Source organism: Thalassospira sp. TSL5-1, assembly GCF_001907695.1.
Classification (GTDB): Bacteria; Pseudomonadota; Alphaproteobacteria; order Rhodospirillales; family Thalassospiraceae; genus Thalassospira.
In genome coordinates this window covers 1103958-1122291 of record NZ_KV880637.1, presented here as the reverse complement: position 1 = coordinate 1122291, position 18334 = coordinate 1103958, and the positions used below count along the sequence as shown (strand labels likewise).

The window sequence follows — 18334 nt, the reverse complement described above, 5'->3', positions numbered from 1 at the left end:
ATCATTTCATCATACATGAAAAAATAGGATCTGAAATTTAATTTCAATCCATAGTAGAATAACCCCTGCTTTCTACATGCGTATGCCAAAAACCTCGCACCACGCGAGAACGATTTCCCATGTTCGCTCTGCAACATTTCGGCTGCAATTATAGAGGAGGCCCTCATGTCATTACACAATGTCAGGCTAAAACTCAAAGTACTGGTCGGTATACTAAGTCCTTTGATATTTCTGCTGTTACTGGCAGGCGTTTCCATCTTCGCCATTCGCTCGATGCTCTCGACAAGCAACTGGGTCGAACATACCAACAAGGTCCTGATTGATGTGGAGAGCGTCACGGCATCCGCAATCAATATGGAAACCGGGATGCGCGGATATCTTCTCTCCGGAAAGGACGATTTTCTGGCCCCCTATGAAGAAGGGGAGAAAAACGTTTATTCTCAAATAAACAGCCTGAAAAAGATTGTGTCCGATAATCCGGCACAAGTCGCCCGCCTGACAGAAGCAGAAAAAATCCTCAAAGATTGGCAAGCCAATGTCACCGAGCCGATGATCAATATCCGGCGCGATATTGCAACCAATCAAACCAGCAATGATAGTGGCATTATAACAATGGACGGACTATCCGATCTGGTTGGCAAAGCTCAGGGCAAGGCCTATTTGGATAAATTCCGGGCGACCATGAACGAAATCCATCAGGCCGAGGCAAAGCTGCTTGATATCCGACAGGCGCAAAATCAAAGCACGGTCTTCTTTGCCTATGCCATGATTGCCGGCTGCGTTGTGATTGCGCTTACCGTTGGCACAAGCATGGCCTTCATCATTGGCGGTGCCATCGCGTCCCCGATTATCCGGATGACAAAAACCATGCGGGTCCTTTCATCGGGTGACAAAACCATTGAGATCCCCGACACGGACCGGGGCGACGAAATTGGCGAAATGGCAACGGCCCTGGAAATCTTCAAGGACAGCATGATCAAGGCAGATCAACTCGCCGCCCGTGAAATAGAGCAAAGCAAAGAACGCGAGGAACGAGCCAAAAAAATTGAACAGGCCACACAGGATTTCGACACGGTGATTGCCCAGGTATTAACCGCTGTTGTGTCTTCGGCATCCCAAATGGGCAATACAGCCACATCGATGCTTGATACGGCAAACAATACCAACCACCGCGCAGCTACCGTTGCTGCCGCTTCCGAACAGGCTTCGGCCAATGTGCAAAGCGTTGCCACCGCCACCGAAGAACTTTCTTCCTCGATTAACGAAATCAGCCGACAAATTTCGCATTCTTCCGCCACCGCACAACGTGCTGTCGAAGAGGCCGAAACAACCAACAATCAGATGCAAAACCTGGTGATCGCCGCCCAAAAGGTGGGAGAAGTGGTCAGCCTGATTTCAAATATTGCCCAGCAAACCAATCTGCTGGCGCTCAATGCCACGATCGAGGCCGCGCGCGCGGGTGAAGCAGGAAAGGGATTTGCGGTTGTGGCCAATGAGGTAAAGGCACTTGCCAATGAAACAGCCCGGGCAACCGGCGAGATCAGCCAGCAAATTGAAAGTATCCAGACCGAAACCAGAACGGCGGTAAGCACCATCCAGTCGATCACCAAAACCATTGACGAAATGAATGCAATCACCGTGGCCATTTCATCGGCAATGGAAGAACAGGATGCCGCAACCAAGGAAATCACCCGCAATATCCAGCAGGCATCGACCGGAACCAACGATGTCAGCGCCAATATCATAGAAGTCCGAAATTCGGTCGGAAATACCGAACAAGCTGCCGGACAGGTGAGCGATGTCGCACGGGACCTGACGACCAAGGCGGACGATTTGAAAGCACAAGTCGATACCTTCCTGACCTGTGTGCGCGCCGCCTGACAAACGCCCGGTCAGGGAGTTAATCCCTCCCTGGCCGGGCCATTAACTTACGAACACGGCAAAATTTTCAGGATGCCGTTCCCTGCCAGGGTGACAACCAGCCCAATCCTTCTTCGGTTGTGCCTTGGGGTTTATATTCGCACCCAATCCAGCCGTCATATCCCAGCCGGTCCAGCAAATAAAACAGGAACGAACAGTTAAGTTCACCCCGGTCCGGTTCGTGGCGGCCCGGCACACCGGCAATTTGCACATGGCGAATTTTATCAAAATGCTTGGCAAGGCGGGATGCAATATCACCCCCCACAAGCTGGGCATGGTAAATATCGAACTGCAAAGCCAAGGACGAATGATCCAATTGGTCAAGGATAACCGCCGCCTGCTCGACAGAGTTTAGAAGATAGCCCGGCATATCAACGCCGTTGATCGGCTCGATCAAAACCGTTACGCCTGCCTTGGCTGCCTCGTCTGCGGCATAAAGCAGATTATCACAATAAAGCCGGGCCAGTTCGCCAGGGTCTTCGCCCTTTGCCATGTTGCCCGCCATGCAATGGATCATATCGCAATCAAGCGTGGTGGCGTAATCCAGCGCCTTGAAAACGGAATCGCGAAATTCCTCCTCCCGGCCCGGTCGGCAGGCCAGACCACGATCCCCGGCGTCCCAATCCCCCGGCGGCAGATTGAACAAAACCTGTTTCAACTCGTTTTCATCAAGATGGCGTTTAATATCAGCCATTGGCATGTCATAGGCGCCAACATATTCCACCCCCGAAAATCCCGCTGCCGCCGCAGCAGCAAAACGTTTTTCAAAAGGCAGATCGGCAAACAGAAATGACAGATTGGCACAAAACCGGGGCATGGCACGGTCCCCTTTCCGGGATGATGAACAACCCCTGAATGATTTCCCCTCGCCCCGGCGCCGTCAATATCGAATTTACCCTACCGGGTCGCTTTCCAAATTCTGCGATGCCTCAAGCCCGGCCATTCTCACTTCATCCGCCAGCCAGCGCCCAAAGGCCTCAATCTCGACCTTATTATTGGTGCCCGTAGCCCGATGCACCAAATGATAATGATGCCCTTCAATCAGCGGCCCAAAAGGCTGGCATAACAGGCCGCTTTGGCGTTCCTGCGCGGTCATTTCCAAACTGCACAACACAACGCCCTGCCCGGCAATCGCCGCCTGAATCGCGTGGCTGTCATCACTAAAGGCGAGGCCCGGCTTAAGGGTAATATCATCCATGCCCGCCTGTTTAAACCAGTGCGACCAGGTCGGTGTAACATCGTCGGGATGGGCCCAGTTCAAATGCAGCAAAGGCAGGTTGTGCAGGTCCCGCACGGTGTGCAATCCCAACGCCGGGCTTGCCATCGGGGCAAAATGTTCGCGAAACAGCCGCTGAACTTCCAGCCCGGCATAGGGCCCCGGCCCGTAGCGAATGGCGGCATCGGCAATATTGCCGCCCAAATCAACCGCCTCGACCGATGTATGCAGGCTTAGATGAATATCGGGATGTGCTGCCTGAAACCGCGAAAGACGCGGCAGCAGCCACTTTGCTGCAAAGGATGGCAGGACCGAAACCGTTAAGCGTCGCTGGGTTTTATGCTGTTTGATCCGGTCAATCACGCGGCCAAATTCGGTAAAACCATCGCGCAACACGGGAAAAAGCTCCTGTCCTGCCGGGGTTAGCACAACCTGCCGGGGTTTGCGCACAAACAGGCGTAAACCCAGTGTTTCCTCCAACAAACGGATCTGATGGCTGATCGCGGTGGGTGTCACCCGCAATTCATGTGCCGCCTTCTTGAAACTCAAATGCCGGGCGGCGGCCTCGAAGGCACGCAATGTCGCAAGGGGCGGCAGGGACATATAGGTGAACCATACTCATCTGTTAACTGAGATATTCGATTTTGCCAGATGCCAAAAATCCCTCCAAAACTAACATATCCAACAACACAACAGATGATAATTTTTCATCACAGGAGCATCAAATGGCAACCATTCTGCATATCGACAGCAGTGCGCGACCAGGCCGATCCGACACCACAGCACACGGCTCCCATAGCCGCAGGTTAACGGCCCGCTTTATTGCCCGCTGGCAGCAACACCGCCCAGATGACACCATCATCTATCGCGATGTCGGCACCACCCCGCCAAAACCGGTCACCGGTGACTGGATCCATGCCGCCTTTACCAAACCCGAGGCGCGCGAGGACTGGATGCACGACGTTTTGCGCGAAAGCGACATACTGATCGACGAACTGTTAAAGGCCGATATCATCGTTACCGGGGTGCCGATGTATAATTTCGGCATGCCCGCCCAAATGAAGGCCTGGATTGAAAATATCGTGCGTGTGGGCCGCACCTTCGGGTTTGATCGGGCGCGTGATGGTGTTCCTTACTGGCCGATGGTCACGGGCAATAAAACCGCCATCGTCTTATCCTCGCGCGGCGATTATGGCTATAATCCCGGCGAACGGGTGGGCCATCTTAACCATGTAGAAGGCGGCGTTTTCACCCCGCTGGAATATATCGGCATCACCGACCATCACAGCGCCGCCATCGAATATGACGAATTTGGCGATGATCGCACCCAACATTCCATTGCCACCGCCGAGGCGGAAGTGGATCGCCTGGTTCAATTCCTGCTGCCACGCTTTTCCGCGTAAATCCAGACAATTTCAAAGGACAGCCGGGTATATTCCGGCTGTCCGGCAAGGTTTCTTTTAAGTCCGTGAACAGGTTTTCAAACGGCGAGATGCTCTGGCTTTTGTGATCGCCAGTATGTTTTCATCCCCAACACCAGGGCATCAAACACCGTTCGACAGCGCAAATTATTGCGCAAATCCTCGTGCATGGTGACCCAGCTATCAAGCTCAAGCGAAAATGCCGGCAATACCCTTTGCAACGCGGGTTCACGCAGTGCCACACCCACCTGGCACATACCAATGCCATACCCCGCACGGATCATGGCAAGATGCGATAAATGCTGGTCGGACCGAAATGAAAACCGGTGTTTCGCCAAAGGCCAGGGCAGCGAATGCAACAAACGCAAATCACGGGCATCGCGATCAACACCGATCAGGGCATGGTCTGCCAGTGCTTCAAAATCCTCAGGCACACCTTTTTGGGCCAAATAATCGCAATGGGCATACATCCCCAAATCGATGGCGCCAATATGCTTTGCCACCAGGGCGTCCTGGCGGGGTGGCACCATGCGAATGGCAATATCGGCATCCCGGCGCAACAAATCTTCCACCCGGTTGCTAAGGGCCAATTCAATTTCAATATCGGGATGATCATTTCGCAGGGATGTTAAAATACCGGGCAAAACTTCCACCCCGATCACATCACTTGCCGTAATGCGCACCGTACCGCGAACGTCATTTCCCAACCCGCTTGCCGCCCGCAACAGCATATCAGCCGCCGCCTTCAGGGTTTCGGCATGGGGCCGCAGGTTTAACGCCGCATCGGTTGGCTGCAATCCGCCAGACGAGCGCGTAAACAAAACAACATTCAAATGATGCTGCAATTCATCAATATGCCGCCCGACCGTCGGCTGCGTCAGGCCCAATTCGCGGGCTGCTGCCGATAAAGAACCTTGCGCCATCACGGCAAGAAAACTTCGATAAAGCCCCCAGTCCGGATCCACCATTTGCCCCTCAAACACATTCACAATCCATACATTTTTGTATAGATGATATCTGAAATTATAGAATACTGTTTATCATAATTTGGCAATAACCTGTGTTGGTCTTGACCAAAAAACAGATAACCAACACAGGGAAGATCATGCACAACCGACCTAGAACGGCACTCGTCATCGGTGGCAATGGCGGCATTGGCCATGCAGTAACCCACGCACTAGCCACACAAGGCTGGCGGGTTCGCGCCTTTGCCCGCACCATTCCCGAACCCGCCACACAAGAACCCGGCACAATCAGCTGGATCGCCGGGGATGCCATGAAAAGCAGCGATATTTTAAATGCTGCCAGGGGCGTCGATGTGATTGTTCACACCGTTAACCCGCCGGGCTATCGCAACTGGGGCAAGCTCGTCCTGCCCATGATCGATAACAGCATTGCAGCGGCCATTGCCAATGGCGCACGCATCGTTTTACCCGGCACGGTTTATAATTACGGGTCCGACGTTTTCCCCGACATCGATGAAGAAAGCCCGCAACACCCCATTTCCCGCAAGGGTGCCATCCGGGTTGAACTGGAACAGCGTTTGGAACGTGCCTGCACCCGCGGCGCCCGTGCCCTTATTGTCCGTGCCGGTGATTTTTTTGGGCCAGGGGCCAAAAACAACTGGTTTGCACAAGCTCTTGTTAAACCGGGCAAGCCGGTATCTTCCATCCTTTATCCCGGCAAACGCCATGTGGGCCATCAATGGGCATATCTGCCCGATGTTGCCACCACAATGATCCAGCTTCTTGCCCACGAAAAGAACCTGCCTGCTTTTGCCCGTTTTCACATGAATGGCCACTGGGATGCCACCGGTACCGATATGGTCAACGCCATCCGCACGGCATGCGGCAGGCAGCAAATCCCGGTCCATTCCTTTCCCTGGTTGCTGATCAAACCGTTAACACCCTTTGTCCCATTCCTGCGCGAGATCGACGAAATGAAATATCTTTGGCGGCAACCCGTACGCCTGAAAAACGACCGGCTTGTCGCCTTCCTGGGGGCTGAACCTCACACGCCGCTGCACGAAGCCGTACGCCAGACGCTGGCATCCATTGGCTGTTTACCCGCGAATGGCGCAGGCGCGAGCCCTAGGGCGCATTCCTTTCCGGGTCCGGCTCAACCGGGCCGGTGATCAAACGTGCGCCTTTTTTACGGAAAATATAGCTCCAGGCCCATTGCACCAAAACCAGTGCCGGGGCGCGAATACCGATCAGAAAGTAAATATGCGCCAGCCCCCAAACCCACCAGGCGATAAAACCTTTTAACTTGAAACCATTGAAATCGATTACCGCGCGATGGCGGCCAATTGTAGCCAGGTTTCCGGCATGTTTATAAGAAAACGGCTTGGTATCTTTACCCTTGAGATGATCCAGAATGCGCCGTCCGGCATATTTGCCCATTTGCTTGGCCGCCGGGGCAATGCCCGGCACGGTAAGGCCATCCTGCCAGGGCACATGGGCGGCATCACCAATCACAAATGCTTCGGAATGTTCCGGCAGGCTAAGATCCTTTGCCACTTCCACCCGGCCGCCCCGGTCGGTTTTGCTGCCGGTCCAATCTGCCATATGATCCACCTTCACACCGGCGGCCCATATGACATTGGCACTTTCAATAAAATCATCGCCAATCTGCACCCCCTCCGGGGTAATGTCACTGACCGGCTGGTTTAAAACCACCTCCACCCCCAGCCGTTCCAATGACTGACGGGTATAATCGGACAAATCCGCGGGAAAGGCCCCTAACAGTCTTGGTCCGGCCTCAACCAGGAGAATGCGGGCATCACGCGGGTCAATGCGGCGAAAATCATTTGAGAGTGCCTGTTTTGCCAATTCGGCAATCGCACCGGCCATCTCCACCCCGGTCGGCCCGCCGCCCACCACGACAAAATTCATGAATTTGCGCCGTGTTTCATCATCTTCGGCATTCTCGGCCAGCTCAAAGGCCAGCAATAGCCTTTTGCGAATTTCCGTGGCCTCGCCAATATTCTTAAGCCCCGGGGCCACCTTGGCCCAGTCATCATGCCCGAAATAGGATGTCGCCGCCCCGGTTGCCAAAACAAGGTAATCATATTCCACCCGGTAATCGCGGGCGATCACGCTTTTTTCCGCCAGATCAATGCCCGTGACCTCGCCCAGAAAAACCGAAACATTGGCCACATTGCTAAAAATACCCCGGATCGGCCAGGCAATTTCAGCCGGTGACAGGTCCGCCGTTGCCACCTGATATAACAGGGGCTGGAACAGGTGATGATTGCTGCGGTCGATCAGGATAACTTCCACATCCTTGCCCGCCAGTTCACGGGTTACGGCAAGCCCGCCAAACCCCGCGCCCACAACAATTACGCGGGGTTTGTCGCCATTTAGGGCAATTGTCTTTTCAGCCATTCTCCAAATCCTCCATCACGGACCCGACCCCATGATGCTTCGGAATGCGCACAGGCATCACAATCTGTTATCGTGCAAACGTTATATCGCACCGCCCTGTTCCAGTCAGAAAAAGCAAGAGTGAAACCGGTAACATCATCGCGCCCCTGCGCCGCAAACACGACATTGTTCGTCTTTATTGCTATAAGCAGCGTAAACTTGTTTCCGCAACACAAGGGCCCTGCCATGAATGACACCTTTCGCCTGCATCCCAAACTGGCTGCCGATACCGACCTTGTCACCGAAGGGCCGCTGTCGCGCATTTTGTTGATGAATGATGCCCGTTACCCGTGGCTAATTTTGGTGCCGCGCCGCAATGATCTGGTCGATTATGATGATCTGACCCCGCAGGAACGCGAAACACTGGGGTTTGAATGTGCCGAAACCTCCAAAATCCTCAAACGCCTGTTTAATGCCAGCAAAACCAATGTCGCGATGCTGGGTAATATGGTGCCACAACTGCATTGCCATGTGGTGGCGCGCTTCCCCGACGATGCCGCCTGGCCCGGCCCGATTTGGGGTGTGGGACAGGCCGTTTCCTATAGCGAGGATGAAGCAAATGAACGCCTGGCGGCCTTGCGCGCAGCCCTGATTTCGGCCTTTCGTCACGCATAAGCGCCACCTTGACGCATATCAAGGCGGTGGATTTTGAATAATGCAAAAAAGGCGTCATCACATTGATGAGGCCAGATTTGCCATGATTTCCACCGCCCTGCATCAGAAATACGATTTGCGCCTACCGCGCTATACCAGTTATCCGACCGCGCCGCATTTCAGCCCGGCGGTGAATGGCGTTGTTTATCGCCGCTGGCTTTCGGAACTGGACCCCAAACAGCCATTGTCGCTGTATTTCCATGTCCCCTATTGCGAGGAAATGTGCTGGTTTTGCGGGTGTAACACCAAAATCACCAAGCATTACAGCCCGGTCGGCAGCTATGTCGATGTGCTGCGTGCCGAAATCAAAAATGTGCTATCCGCCCTGCCCGGAAAATATCCCGTCGCGCATATCCATTTTGGCGGTGGCAGCCCCACCATCCTCAAGGCCGATGACCTGCGCGATATCATGAACGACATCCGGCAGGGGTTTAACATCCTGCCCGATGCCGAAATTGCCATTGAAATGGACCCGCGCACCGCAAAACCCGATTTTATGGATGCGATGCGCGATTGCGGCTTTACGCGCTCCAGCATTGGTGTGCAGGATTTTAACGACACCGTGCAACGTGCGGTCAACCGGGTGCAGTCGTTTGACCTGGTGGCGGATGTTGTTGCCAACCTGCGCGAACGCGGCATGAATGGCATCAATGTCGATTTGATGTATGGCCTGCCGTTTCAGACCCTGCAAGGTGTTATGGATACGGTTGATAAAACCGTTACCCTAAACCCCGACCGTTTATCGGTTTTTGGTTATGCCCACGTGCCCTGGATGAAAAAACACCAGAACCTGATCCCGACCGAGGCCCTGCCCGACACCGCCCAACGCTGGGCCCAATATGAGGCGATTCAGAACCGGTTGGCCAAACATGGCTATGTTGCTATCGGGCTGGACCATTTTGCCCGTGCCGATGATGAAATGGCGCTTTCCATGCAGGCCGGGGATTTGCACCGCAATTTCCAGGGTTACACCACGGATCGCGCCGAAGCCCTGATTGGCATGGGACCTTCGGCCATTTCATCATTGCCGCAGGGCTATGCACAAAATGACCCGGCACTGGGTCGCTGGAAGCGCAACGTTGAAGACGGCCTGATGGCAATTGAAAAGGGCATTGCCGTCACCGACGAGGACCGTATCCGGCGCGACATCATCAATGAATTGATGTGCCATTTGTCCGTCGATCTGGATGAAGTCTGCCGTGACCATAACGTCCCCGTCAGCCGCTTTGCCAGCCAGCTTGATACCATTCGCAAAATGTCTGCTGATGGCATTGTCAATGTCTGCTGCAACACCATCACCGTCACCGATATCGGCCGCCCGCTGGTGCGGGCCGTTTGTGCGGTGTTTGATACCTTCCTGGATCATTCGCAAAAACGGCATTCACAGGCCGTTTAACCGATACATAAATGTTTGATGTGCGAAAGGGGCTGGCAATTTCACCAGCCCCTTTCGTTTGATCTGTTGCGACAACGATACGCGCCACGATAGCCCCTGCCCTACAAAGGCGACACCCCTGCCTGCTTCATTTCCGCCATTAGGGTTTTTACCAATTCCGCCGCTGGCATGGCGCGCGATAACGGCGCCCCCTGCCCGGCCCATTGCGCGCCAAAGCCAAATTCGCCCTTTGCTTTGGCGGCAGCATGCAAGGCTTTGCCAGCGTCATAGGCAATGGGATAATCAGGCAGTGATTGCCCTTCGGCCTCATCTTCGAGCGCGGTAAAACGGTTCGACAAGGCCCGCGCCGGCCGGCCCGATATTAACGATGTTAACCGGGTATGATAGGCTCCGTCCCCCATCAGCGCGGCACGGTAAGCATCATCGGCCGCACTTTCGGGGCAGGAAATAAAGGCCGTGCCCAATTGTGCGGCCATTGCCCCCAGTTTCAGGGCCGCCGCAATGCCCGCACCATCCATAATGCCCCCGGCGGCAATCACCGGTGTTTTACACTGGCGCACCAGCAACCGCACCAGGGCAAAAGTACCAAGCCCATCATCGGGCAGGGTGGGATCAAACATGCCGCGATGACCGCCCGCCTCAATCCCCTGGGCAATAATGGCGTCAATTCCGGCACGTTCGATCTGCTGTGCCTCGGCAGGGCTGGTTGCAGTGGCAAATAACGTGATTCCCGCCTGCTTTAACACCAAAATCACATCCTGCGACGGCAGGCCAAAATGAAAACTCACCACCGCCGGGCGCTCTGCCAACAGCAGGCGCACCATATCGTCATCCTCCAGGATGCTTTTATAAACAACACGCAGCGACTTTGGTGGCGTTGCACCAAATTTCGCAAAATGGGGGGCTAAAAAATCAAGCCACGCGTTCTCGCGCGCCGGGTCTGGCACCGGGGCGGCATGGGCGAAAACATTCACATTAAAGGCCCTGTCAGTCTGCCCCTTTAAATCTGCCATCATTTTTGCCGCTCCGTTTGCATCGGTGGCCCCCACACCGATCGAGCCCAGCGCGCCCGCATTACACACTGCCGCCGCCAGGGCGGGGGTCGAAACACCCGCCATCGGGGCCTGAATCAGGGGTACATCCATGCCCAATTGGGTCAACATCACAGCTTCTCCTGCCTTTTTGCATGCTCTGGCGTATCCGCCTCGCACATTTAATTCCCATATAAAGAATTAAAATACATTTACATTCCTGATATGGGAATATATCAAGTGCAATAAAGCTGCAATGGAGAAGTCAGAATGGATATCGCGACACTTTCGGTGTTTCGCACAGTGGCACAGGAACAGGGCATCACTCGTGCGGCGGAATTGCTGGGGCGCGTGCCATCAAATGTCACCACCCGCATTCAGCACCTTGAAGCGGAAATTGGGGCATCCCTGTTTTTGCGCGAAAAGAAACGGATGGTCCTGACGCCGGAAGGGCGAACCTTTCTGGACTATGCTGAACGCATCCTTAACCTTGCCGAGGAAGCACAACAAAGCGTTAACCCCACGACACCTGTCGGCACACTGCGCATCGGCGCAATGGAAAGCACGGTTGCCAGTCGCCTGCCCGGCCCGCTTGCCGCCTATAGCAAGGCCTGGCCCCAGGTAAAACTGGAACTGACAACCTCCCCCACCCGGCAACTTGTTTCCGCCCTGGAAGAACACCGACTTGATACCGCCCTGATCGCCGTGCCCTCCGGGGAATGGTGGCTGGGTGAACGCGAAATCGATAAAATTCCGGTTTATCGCGAAGAACTGGTTGTGCTGCTGCCCAAAACCCACCGCAACATCGACCACGCCGAAGATATTGACATCAACGCGCTGGCCGCCTTTGCGCCGGGCTGCACCTATCGCATGCTGGCCGAGGAATGGTTGACAGGCTTTGGCAGCCGCAAGGCGCAACTCGCCATTCAGGAAGTCGGGTCTTATCACGCCATGTATGCCTGCAGTGCGGCAGGGGCCGCGATCAGCATCATGCCGCGCAGTGTGCTTGACCTTATGGGGAGCACGGATGATGTCAAAATTCATCCGCTGATGTCGGTCGATACCCACCTTGCCAGCCGACCAGGATATAACACCCCGGCCTTTCGCGAATTTCGCGATATTCTGCTCAAATCAGGCAATATCCCGATATCGTAAAAACAGCCGGATGGCCCCCGCAAGCGCGGACAATAACACGCTTGCGAGAGCCATCCGGCATCACATCTTGTTAGTCATCCCATTCCGGGGCAAGCCCATCCGGGCTGACGATACGGCCGTCTTTTTGGGCCAGGGCGGAAATCGCCTGCATGTCGCCAGCTGAAATCTCGAAATCAAAAATGTCGAAATTCTCCAGCGCCCGCTTTTCACCAACGGTTTTGGAAAGCGCGATCACACCGTCATGCTGGATCACCCAACGCAGCACAATCTGCGCAACCGACTTGCCGTATTTGCTGGCAAGGTCCTGTAAAACGGCATCTTTAAACACTTTGCCATCCGCCATTGCATAATAGGCGGTAATGGACATGCCGGTTTTGCGCGCAGCCTCAAGCACCTTTGTCTGGTCAATATAGGGATGCACTTCAATCTGGTTGGTGACAATCGGTGCGTCACTCAATTCAACGGCCTCGGCCATCAAGGCGGTGCTATAATTGCTGACCCCGATATGGCGCACCTTACCAGCCTTGTGCACTTCGTTCAGGGCGCCAATCTGCTCGGCCAGCGGCACTTCCAGTTTCGGCCAATGCAACAGCAACAGGTCCACATAATCGGTTTTCAGCTTTTTCAGGCTTTCATCGACCGAGGCAATAAAATCATCATGGCGAAATTTATCCACCCAGACCTTGGTGGTCAGGAAAATATCGTCGCGCGCCACCGATGACTGGTCAATCGCCGTGCCGACCTCGGCTTCATTGCCATAAACCTGTGCGGTATCGATATGTCGAAAACCGATATCAAGGGCATGTGGTACAATGCGCAACACATCCTCGCCAGGCATCCGGAAGGTGCCAAAACCCAGGGCCGGAATCTCCGCGCCATTCGCCTTTACATTGTACATTCATCATCTCCTTGCTGGTTGATATGCGGGTTCAAGCCCGCCTCTTTCAACCCGTAAACCTATGCCGGTTCGGAAATGATGCAACGTCAAAGCCCGCGAATTTAATTCCAAACTGTTGGTCATTTAAGACCCGGTTACTCCCCAATCAGCGCCAGGCACCGCTGTGCTACCAGACGTGCCGGTTGCAGGGAGGGATGGGCAAAAGCCTCGATCTGGTCGGGCATTTGTGCCTTCCCCGCCACTTCACCATAGGCAAGTAAACGGGCATATCCCCGGTCCAGCAGGGTTTGATGCAACCGGCAATGGCGCGGGGCGGCAATGCCATCGGGTGCATAAATATAAACTCCGCCCGGCGCGGCACAGGCCTCGCAACACATGGAAACGGAATCGCCCGTGACAATCAAAATATCGGCCAGCGCCAAATACCCGAAATAGGGATTTTCCCCGGTACTGTTCCAGCCGTGCAAATGAAACGGAATATCCGCCTGTTCCAGATAATCGGCAATCAGGCTTTCATTCGCCTGTCCGGTCCGGCGGCTGGTTGTGACCAACAGGGATCCGCCACTTTGTCCGGCGGCATGAAGGGCCATTTGCGTGACCTCGCGGGCCATCTCGGCGGTAAATTGCGTCTTTTTCGTGCTGCCGCCAATAATCAGGGCAATGCGCGGCTGGGGCATATCCTTAAACCGCTGCCGCCAGGCATTCCCCTCCAGCACCAGGCGCGCCTCGCTAATGCGATGCGGCGCGCCAGGAATGGTCAGCACATTTTTGGCCGGGGCAACACCATCATGGGCCGGAACAGCGATCAGGTCAAAATCGCCTTCGCCGCCATCGGGCCGCATGATCTGGCACAGGCGGCTTTTACCCCCGCTTTGCTTTTTGATCCATCGCGCCACGGGTGCGGTACGTCGCCCCGCCGCAATCACCAGGTCCGGCCAGGGGGCATGCAGCCGGTCACGCGATCGCGGCGCAACCCCCATCAGCGAGGCCCGGCGCACAAAATTTGGCAGGCGGGCTGAAATGCCATAGGCAATATCAATCCGTTCAAACGGACAGGCCATCGCCTCGGCAACTCCGATGGCCTGATTGACATTTCCCGCCCGGTCATCGGCCAGCACCCAGATCCGGTTTTTGCCGGTGTCAGTCATTGTGTTGTCCGTCATTATCACCCGCATGCTTGCCAGGCCGCCAGAACAGGGCCGGTTCCCCTGTTATAAAACAGACAAAAACAATTACCAGCCCCCGGAAAAAATCTTTCCCTGAAATCCCCCTGCCTGTCATCAAACAGGGATGAAATCACGGCCATAGCGGCGTATAAAGAACCGCAAAGAAAAACGCCCCATCGATCATAAAGCCGCCTTGCAAACCGGGAAACGTCTGACAGCATGCTAAAAACGTCACGATCCGTTCGCCGTACTGCACGTTTTGTGCTGGTGGGCATGCTGTTACTGCTGCCGGTTACAGTTTTCATCAGCATGCAGGGCTGGCGCGAAAGCCGTCTTGTCACGCTCGAAGAGGAAGGCCGCAATAAACTGGAACTTTATCGCTCCAACCTGCAAGGGGCGATCAAGGAACATGAATATCTGCCCATCACCCTGGCATCAGACCGCCGCATCATTGCGCTGGCAGAAAAGCCCCACCCGACTGCAGCCGATACCAACGAGGTCAATCGCTATCTTGAAAAGCTGGCGGCGGACAGCGGCGCGTCGGATATCTATTTCATGGATAAAACCGGCGCAACAATTGCAGCAAGCAACTGGAACAGCGACGCCTCCTTTATTGGGCGCAATTTTGGTTTTCGTCCCTATTTCAAGCAGGCAATGGCAGGCAATACCGGGCATTATTTTGCCTTTGGCATCACCTCAAACGTGCCGGGTTATTATATTTCCCACCCGGTCCTGATTAACGGCCGGGAGATTGCCGGGGTGATGGTGGTCAAAACCCACCTTGAAACCCTGGTGAAACGCTGGGCACGCGGCGGCGAAAGTGTGCTGGTCGAGGATGAAAACGGCATTGTCATTATTTCATCGCACCCCGAATGGCGGTTTCGCGATTTGCGCGGCCTGCCCGACAATCAACGCAGCGATGTAATGAAGTCGCTTAAATATGGCGACTATCCCCTGACACCGATGCCGGTAACAAAAGGCGACTGGCCGCAAGACGGTGTCATGTCCACCCTCGAACTTGCCGCCATCGCCCCCGAGAACCCGATCAACGTCGATACCATCCCCGAAGATGACCGGCCAGAAGATGACGGCGCAACAGCTCCATCAGCAAAACACAACACAGAAAATATCCGCCCTTCCGTTGCCGGTTTCCCCGAACCATCCACCGAAACACAACAGAAAAACGACCCGGTTTCCCCCTCCATCACGCGATATTTAACCATCGGCAGCACATTGCCCCGTCAGGGATGGCGCATTTTCCTGCTCACGGACAAAACCGTGCTTGATCAGTCGATTATGGCCGTTGCCTTTATTGCCGGGGCCATTCACATCATCATCATGGGGTCCATCTTCACCATGTTGCAGCGTCGCCGTGCCATGCTGGAACAGCTTGAAATCCGTGACTGGTCGCAACGTGAACTTGAACACCAGGTGAAGCTGCGCACCGCCGACTTGATGGATACCAACGCGCGGCTGGCCGACGAAATTGCCGAACGCCAGCGCACCGAAGACGCCCTGCGCACCGCCCAGGCCGAACTGGTCCAGGCCGGTAAACTGGCCGCATTGGGCCAAATGTCCGCCGGGATTGCCCACGAGATTAACCAGCCCCTGACCGCCATTCGCAGCTATGCCGACAATGCGCGCCAGTTTTTTGCCCGCGGCCAGACCGAACCGGTAGAACGCAACCTAAGCCGAATTGCCGAGCTGACCGAACGCATGGGCCGCATCACCAACCATCTTAAAACATTTGCCCGCCGCCCCGAATATGACAGCGGCCCGGTGAACCTCGCCCACGCCATTCAAAAGGCCGTTGACCTGGTGCGCGAAACCGGGCGCATCGGCACTGCCGTCATTCATTTTGCCCGGCCCGAAGCAACACATTTCGTCATCGCCGAAGAAACCCAGCTGGAACAGGTTTTTGTCAATCTGCTGACCAATGCTGCCGATGCCAGCCGCGATCAGGATGATGCCCGCATTGACCTTGACATCACCTGCCACAGTGACCGCGTTCTAGTGGCCGTGCGCGATAACGGGTCCGGCATTTCCGAACAGACCATGCACCAGCTTTTTGACCCGTTTTTCACCACCAAACCCTTTGGCGACGGTTTGGGCCTGGGCCTTTCGATCTGTTATGGCATTTTACGCAGTTTTGGCGGCACCATTCGCGCCGAAAATCAACCCGGCCCGGATGGCGGGGCGTGTTTTATTGTCGAATTGCGTAACGCCGATAAAACCAACACCGGCCCTTCGGGGCGCAATGGCTCGACGCAGCAGGCAGCCGGTGCTAAAACACCCGACGATAAAGACGTTTTTCAAAAGGCTGATGCCCGCCAACGCCCCGTGATGAGCAACGGCCAGCCCGATGAACAACGAAATACGATCATCCGATCCCCTTCCGTGCCGCGACCAAAGGATAAGCAGTGACCCACCCCTGCGAACATGTGCTGTTTGTCGATGATGATGCCGATGTGCGGGAAGCCGCACAGCAAACGCTGGAACTGGCGGATATCCCGGTTGAATGCTTTGAAAAGCCGGAAAAGGCACTCGACCGCATTGCCAATGGCTGGCCGGGTATTCTGGTCACCGACATTCGCATGCCGAAAATGACCGGTATGGAGCTTTTGAAACGCACCATCGAACTGGATGCGGAAATGCCGGTTATTCTGGTGACGGGGCATGGCGATGTGGCAACTGCCGTCAAGGCCATGCGCAGTGGGGCCTTTGACTTTATCGAAAAACCCTTTGCGCCGGATTATTTCGTCGATGTTGTGCGCCGCGCCTGTGCGCATCGCCGCCTGCAAAGCGAAAACCGCGCCCTAAAGGCCGAACTGGCCCGCCACCTGCCCGCCAGCAATGGCCTGATTGGCCGCACCCCGGCGATGGAACGGCTCCGCAGCCTGATTGGCAATATCGCGCCGACCAATGCCCATGTGCTGATCAATGGCGAAACCGGCGCTGGCAAAGAAGTTGTCGCCCGCACCCTGCATGATATGTCGGGCCGGACCGGACCATTTGTTGCCATTAATTGCGGAGCAGTGCCCGAAAACCTGATTGAATCGGAGCTTTTCGGCCATGAAGCCGGAGCCTTTACCGGGGCGGACCGCAAACGGATTGGCAAATTTGAATTTGCCCATAAAGGCACAGTTTTTCTTGATGAAATCGAAAGCATGCCGCTTTCGCTGCAAATCAGGCTTTTGCGCGTGTTGCAGGAACGCGCTCTGGAACGTCTTGGCTCCAACACGGTGCAGCCGATTGATTTGCGCGTTGTTGCCGCCACCAAGGTGGATCTGCGCGAGGCTGCCTCACGCGGTGAATTTCGCGAAGACCTGTATTATCGCCTCAATGTCGTACAACTGCACATCCCGCCCCTTCGCGAACGCAAGGACGACATCCCGCTTTTGTTTCAGCATTTCCTCAAACAGGCGGAAGACCGCTTTGGCCGCAGTTTCGAGCCCCTGAGCCCCGACGAACTGGCAAAATTCACCAGCTATGACTGGCCCGGCAATGTGCGCGAATTGCGCAATGCCGCCGAAAGGCGTGTTCTGGGCCTTGAAAGCCTGGCAGGGGACAATACCGGCAACGCCGACCCCACATTGCCCCTGCCCCGCCAGGTTGAAGCGTTTGAGAAAAACCTGATCTGCGAGGCCCTGCGCAAACATGGTGGCAATGTAACCGCCACCGTGGCAACGCTGGCGGTACCGCGCAAAACCTTTTACGACAAACTGGCGAAATACGAAATTTCCCCGGCCGATTTCCGCAATCGCACCGATACCGAATAACCGGACTTCTCCCTCACAAGGTCCAAAGTGTTTCCGGCTGGTGCGATGTCACCCCGGCGATTTGTCCTGCCAAACACCGCCGGCCAGCACGGTAAATAAAACTTAGACGCGAATAACAAGCGCGTTTTTTCATGGTATTTCGCGTAAAATTCCCACATGCTGTCTCAGGATGACTTCTGACATTCAGATATTATGTGCGAAAAACCACACAGATATTATTTTCTGTGTGCGGGAATCATAACAAAAATAACAACTTACACTGCATTGCACCAT

The 18334-nt window shown here is 55.0% G+C and carries 15 protein-coding genes; 8 read left to right on the top strand and 7 right to left on the bottom strand.

Annotated elements, in window-relative coordinates; translation table 11 throughout:
• The first annotated feature begins 165 nt into the window (after positions 1-165).
• Complete coding sequence (locus LF95_RS05275; protein ID WP_073953993.1) at positions 166-1881, top strand: methyl-accepting chemotaxis protein; 1716 nt, start codon at positions 166-168, stop codon at positions 1879-1881.
• Positions 1882-1948: 67 nt separating this feature from the next.
• Here LF95_RS05275 and otnI read toward each other — a convergent pair whose 3' ends face one another.
• Together otnI and gcvA are read right to left on the bottom strand one after the other, a co-directional pair.
• Positions 1949-2737, bottom strand: coding sequence for a 2-oxo-tetronate isomerase (gene otnI, locus LF95_RS05270; protein WP_073953992.1), 789 nt, complete (start codon positions 2735-2737; stop codon positions 1949-1951).
• A gap of 75 nt (positions 2738-2812) precedes the next feature.
• Positions 2813-3739 carry a transcriptional regulator GcvA gene (gene gcvA, locus LF95_RS05265; RefSeq protein WP_073953991.1) on the bottom strand — a complete coding sequence of 309 codons (927 nt, stop codon included), beginning with the start codon at positions 3737-3739 and terminating at the stop codon, positions 2813-2815.
• Between the two features lie 122 nt (positions 3740-3861).
• Here gcvA and LF95_RS05260 point away from each other — a divergent pair, with 122 nt between their 5' ends.
• Positions 3862-4539, top strand: a complete 678-nt coding sequence (locus LF95_RS05260; RefSeq protein ID WP_073953990.1) for an FMN-dependent NADH-azoreductase — start codon at positions 3862-3864, stop codon at positions 4537-4539.
• Positions 4540-4616: 77 nt separating this feature from the next.
• Here LF95_RS05260 and LF95_RS05255 read toward each other — a convergent pair whose 3' ends face one another.
• The gene (locus LF95_RS05255; RefSeq protein WP_073954860.1) at positions 4617-5525 is read right to left on the bottom strand and encodes a LysR family transcriptional regulator; all 909 of its coding nucleotides are present in this window, start codon (positions 5523-5525) and stop codon (positions 4617-4619) included.
• Positions 5526-5662: 137 nt separating this feature from the next.
• On the opposite strand from LF95_RS05255, the gene LF95_RS05250 reads away from it, so the two are divergent.
• Positions 5663-6691, top strand: a complete 1029-nt coding sequence (locus LF95_RS05250; RefSeq protein ID WP_073953989.1) for an NAD-dependent epimerase/dehydratase family protein — start codon at positions 5663-5665, stop codon at positions 6689-6691.
• Here LF95_RS05250 and LF95_RS05245 read toward each other — a convergent pair.
• A complete protein-coding gene (locus tag LF95_RS05245) occupies positions 6648-7943 on the bottom strand; it encodes an NAD(P)/FAD-dependent oxidoreductase (protein ID WP_073953988.1) in 1296 nt (431 codons plus the stop codon). The two genes, LF95_RS05250 and LF95_RS05245, sit on opposite strands and share 44 nt — an antisense overlap.
• Before the next feature lie 225 nt (positions 7944-8168).
• Between LF95_RS05245 and LF95_RS05240 the strand changes: the two genes are divergently transcribed.
• A complete protein-coding gene (locus LF95_RS05240; RefSeq protein ID WP_073953987.1) occupies positions 8169-8597 on the top strand; it encodes an HIT domain-containing protein in 429 nt (142 codons plus the stop codon).
• Positions 8598-8637: 40 nt separating this feature from the next.
• The gene (hemN, locus tag LF95_RS05235) at positions 8638-10032 is read left to right on the top strand and encodes an oxygen-independent coproporphyrinogen III oxidase (RefSeq protein WP_083607512.1); all 1395 of its coding nucleotides are present in this window, start codon (positions 8638-8640) and stop codon (positions 10030-10032) included.
• 101 nt (positions 10033-10133) lie between these two features.
• Here the strand turns inward: hemN and LF95_RS05230 are convergent, their stop codons facing one another.
• Positions 10134-11195, bottom strand: a complete 1062-nt coding sequence (locus LF95_RS05230) for an NAD(P)H-dependent flavin oxidoreductase (RefSeq protein WP_073953986.1) — start codon at positions 11193-11195, stop codon at positions 10134-10136.
• Positions 11196-11333: 138 nt separating this feature from the next.
• On the opposite strand from LF95_RS05230, the gene LF95_RS05225 reads away from it, so the two are divergent.
• Entirely contained in the window at positions 11334-12218 is an 885-nt protein-coding gene (locus LF95_RS05225; RefSeq protein WP_073953985.1) for a LysR family transcriptional regulator, read from the top strand.
• A 70-nt stretch (positions 12219-12288) separates the two neighbouring features.
• Here LF95_RS05225 and LF95_RS05220 read toward each other — a convergent pair whose 3' ends face one another.
• Positions 12289-13116: an aldo/keto reductase gene (locus LF95_RS05220; RefSeq protein WP_073953984.1), complete on the bottom strand. Its 828-nt coding sequence runs from the start codon at positions 13114-13116 to the stop codon at positions 12289-12291.
• 134 nt (positions 13117-13250) lie between these two features.
• Positions 13251-14264, bottom strand: a complete 1014-nt coding sequence (locus LF95_RS05215; RefSeq protein WP_073953983.1) for a mitochondrial fission ELM1 family protein — start codon at positions 14262-14264, stop codon at positions 13251-13253.
• A gap of 237 nt (positions 14265-14501) precedes the next feature.
• Here LF95_RS05215 and LF95_RS05210 point away from each other — a divergent pair, with 237 nt between their 5' ends.
• Both LF95_RS05210 and LF95_RS05205 read left to right on the top strand, forming a co-directional pair.
• Positions 14502-16706, top strand: coding sequence for a sensor histidine kinase (locus tag LF95_RS05210; RefSeq protein WP_073953982.1), 2205 nt, complete (start codon positions 14502-14504; stop codon positions 16704-16706).
• Entirely contained in the window at positions 16703-18061 is a 1359-nt protein-coding gene (locus LF95_RS05205; RefSeq protein WP_073953981.1) for a sigma-54-dependent transcriptional regulator, read from the top strand. The genes LF95_RS05210 and LF95_RS05205 overlap by 4 nt, the downstream gene beginning before the upstream one ends.
• The last annotated feature ends 273 nt before the right edge of the window (positions 18062-18334 follow it).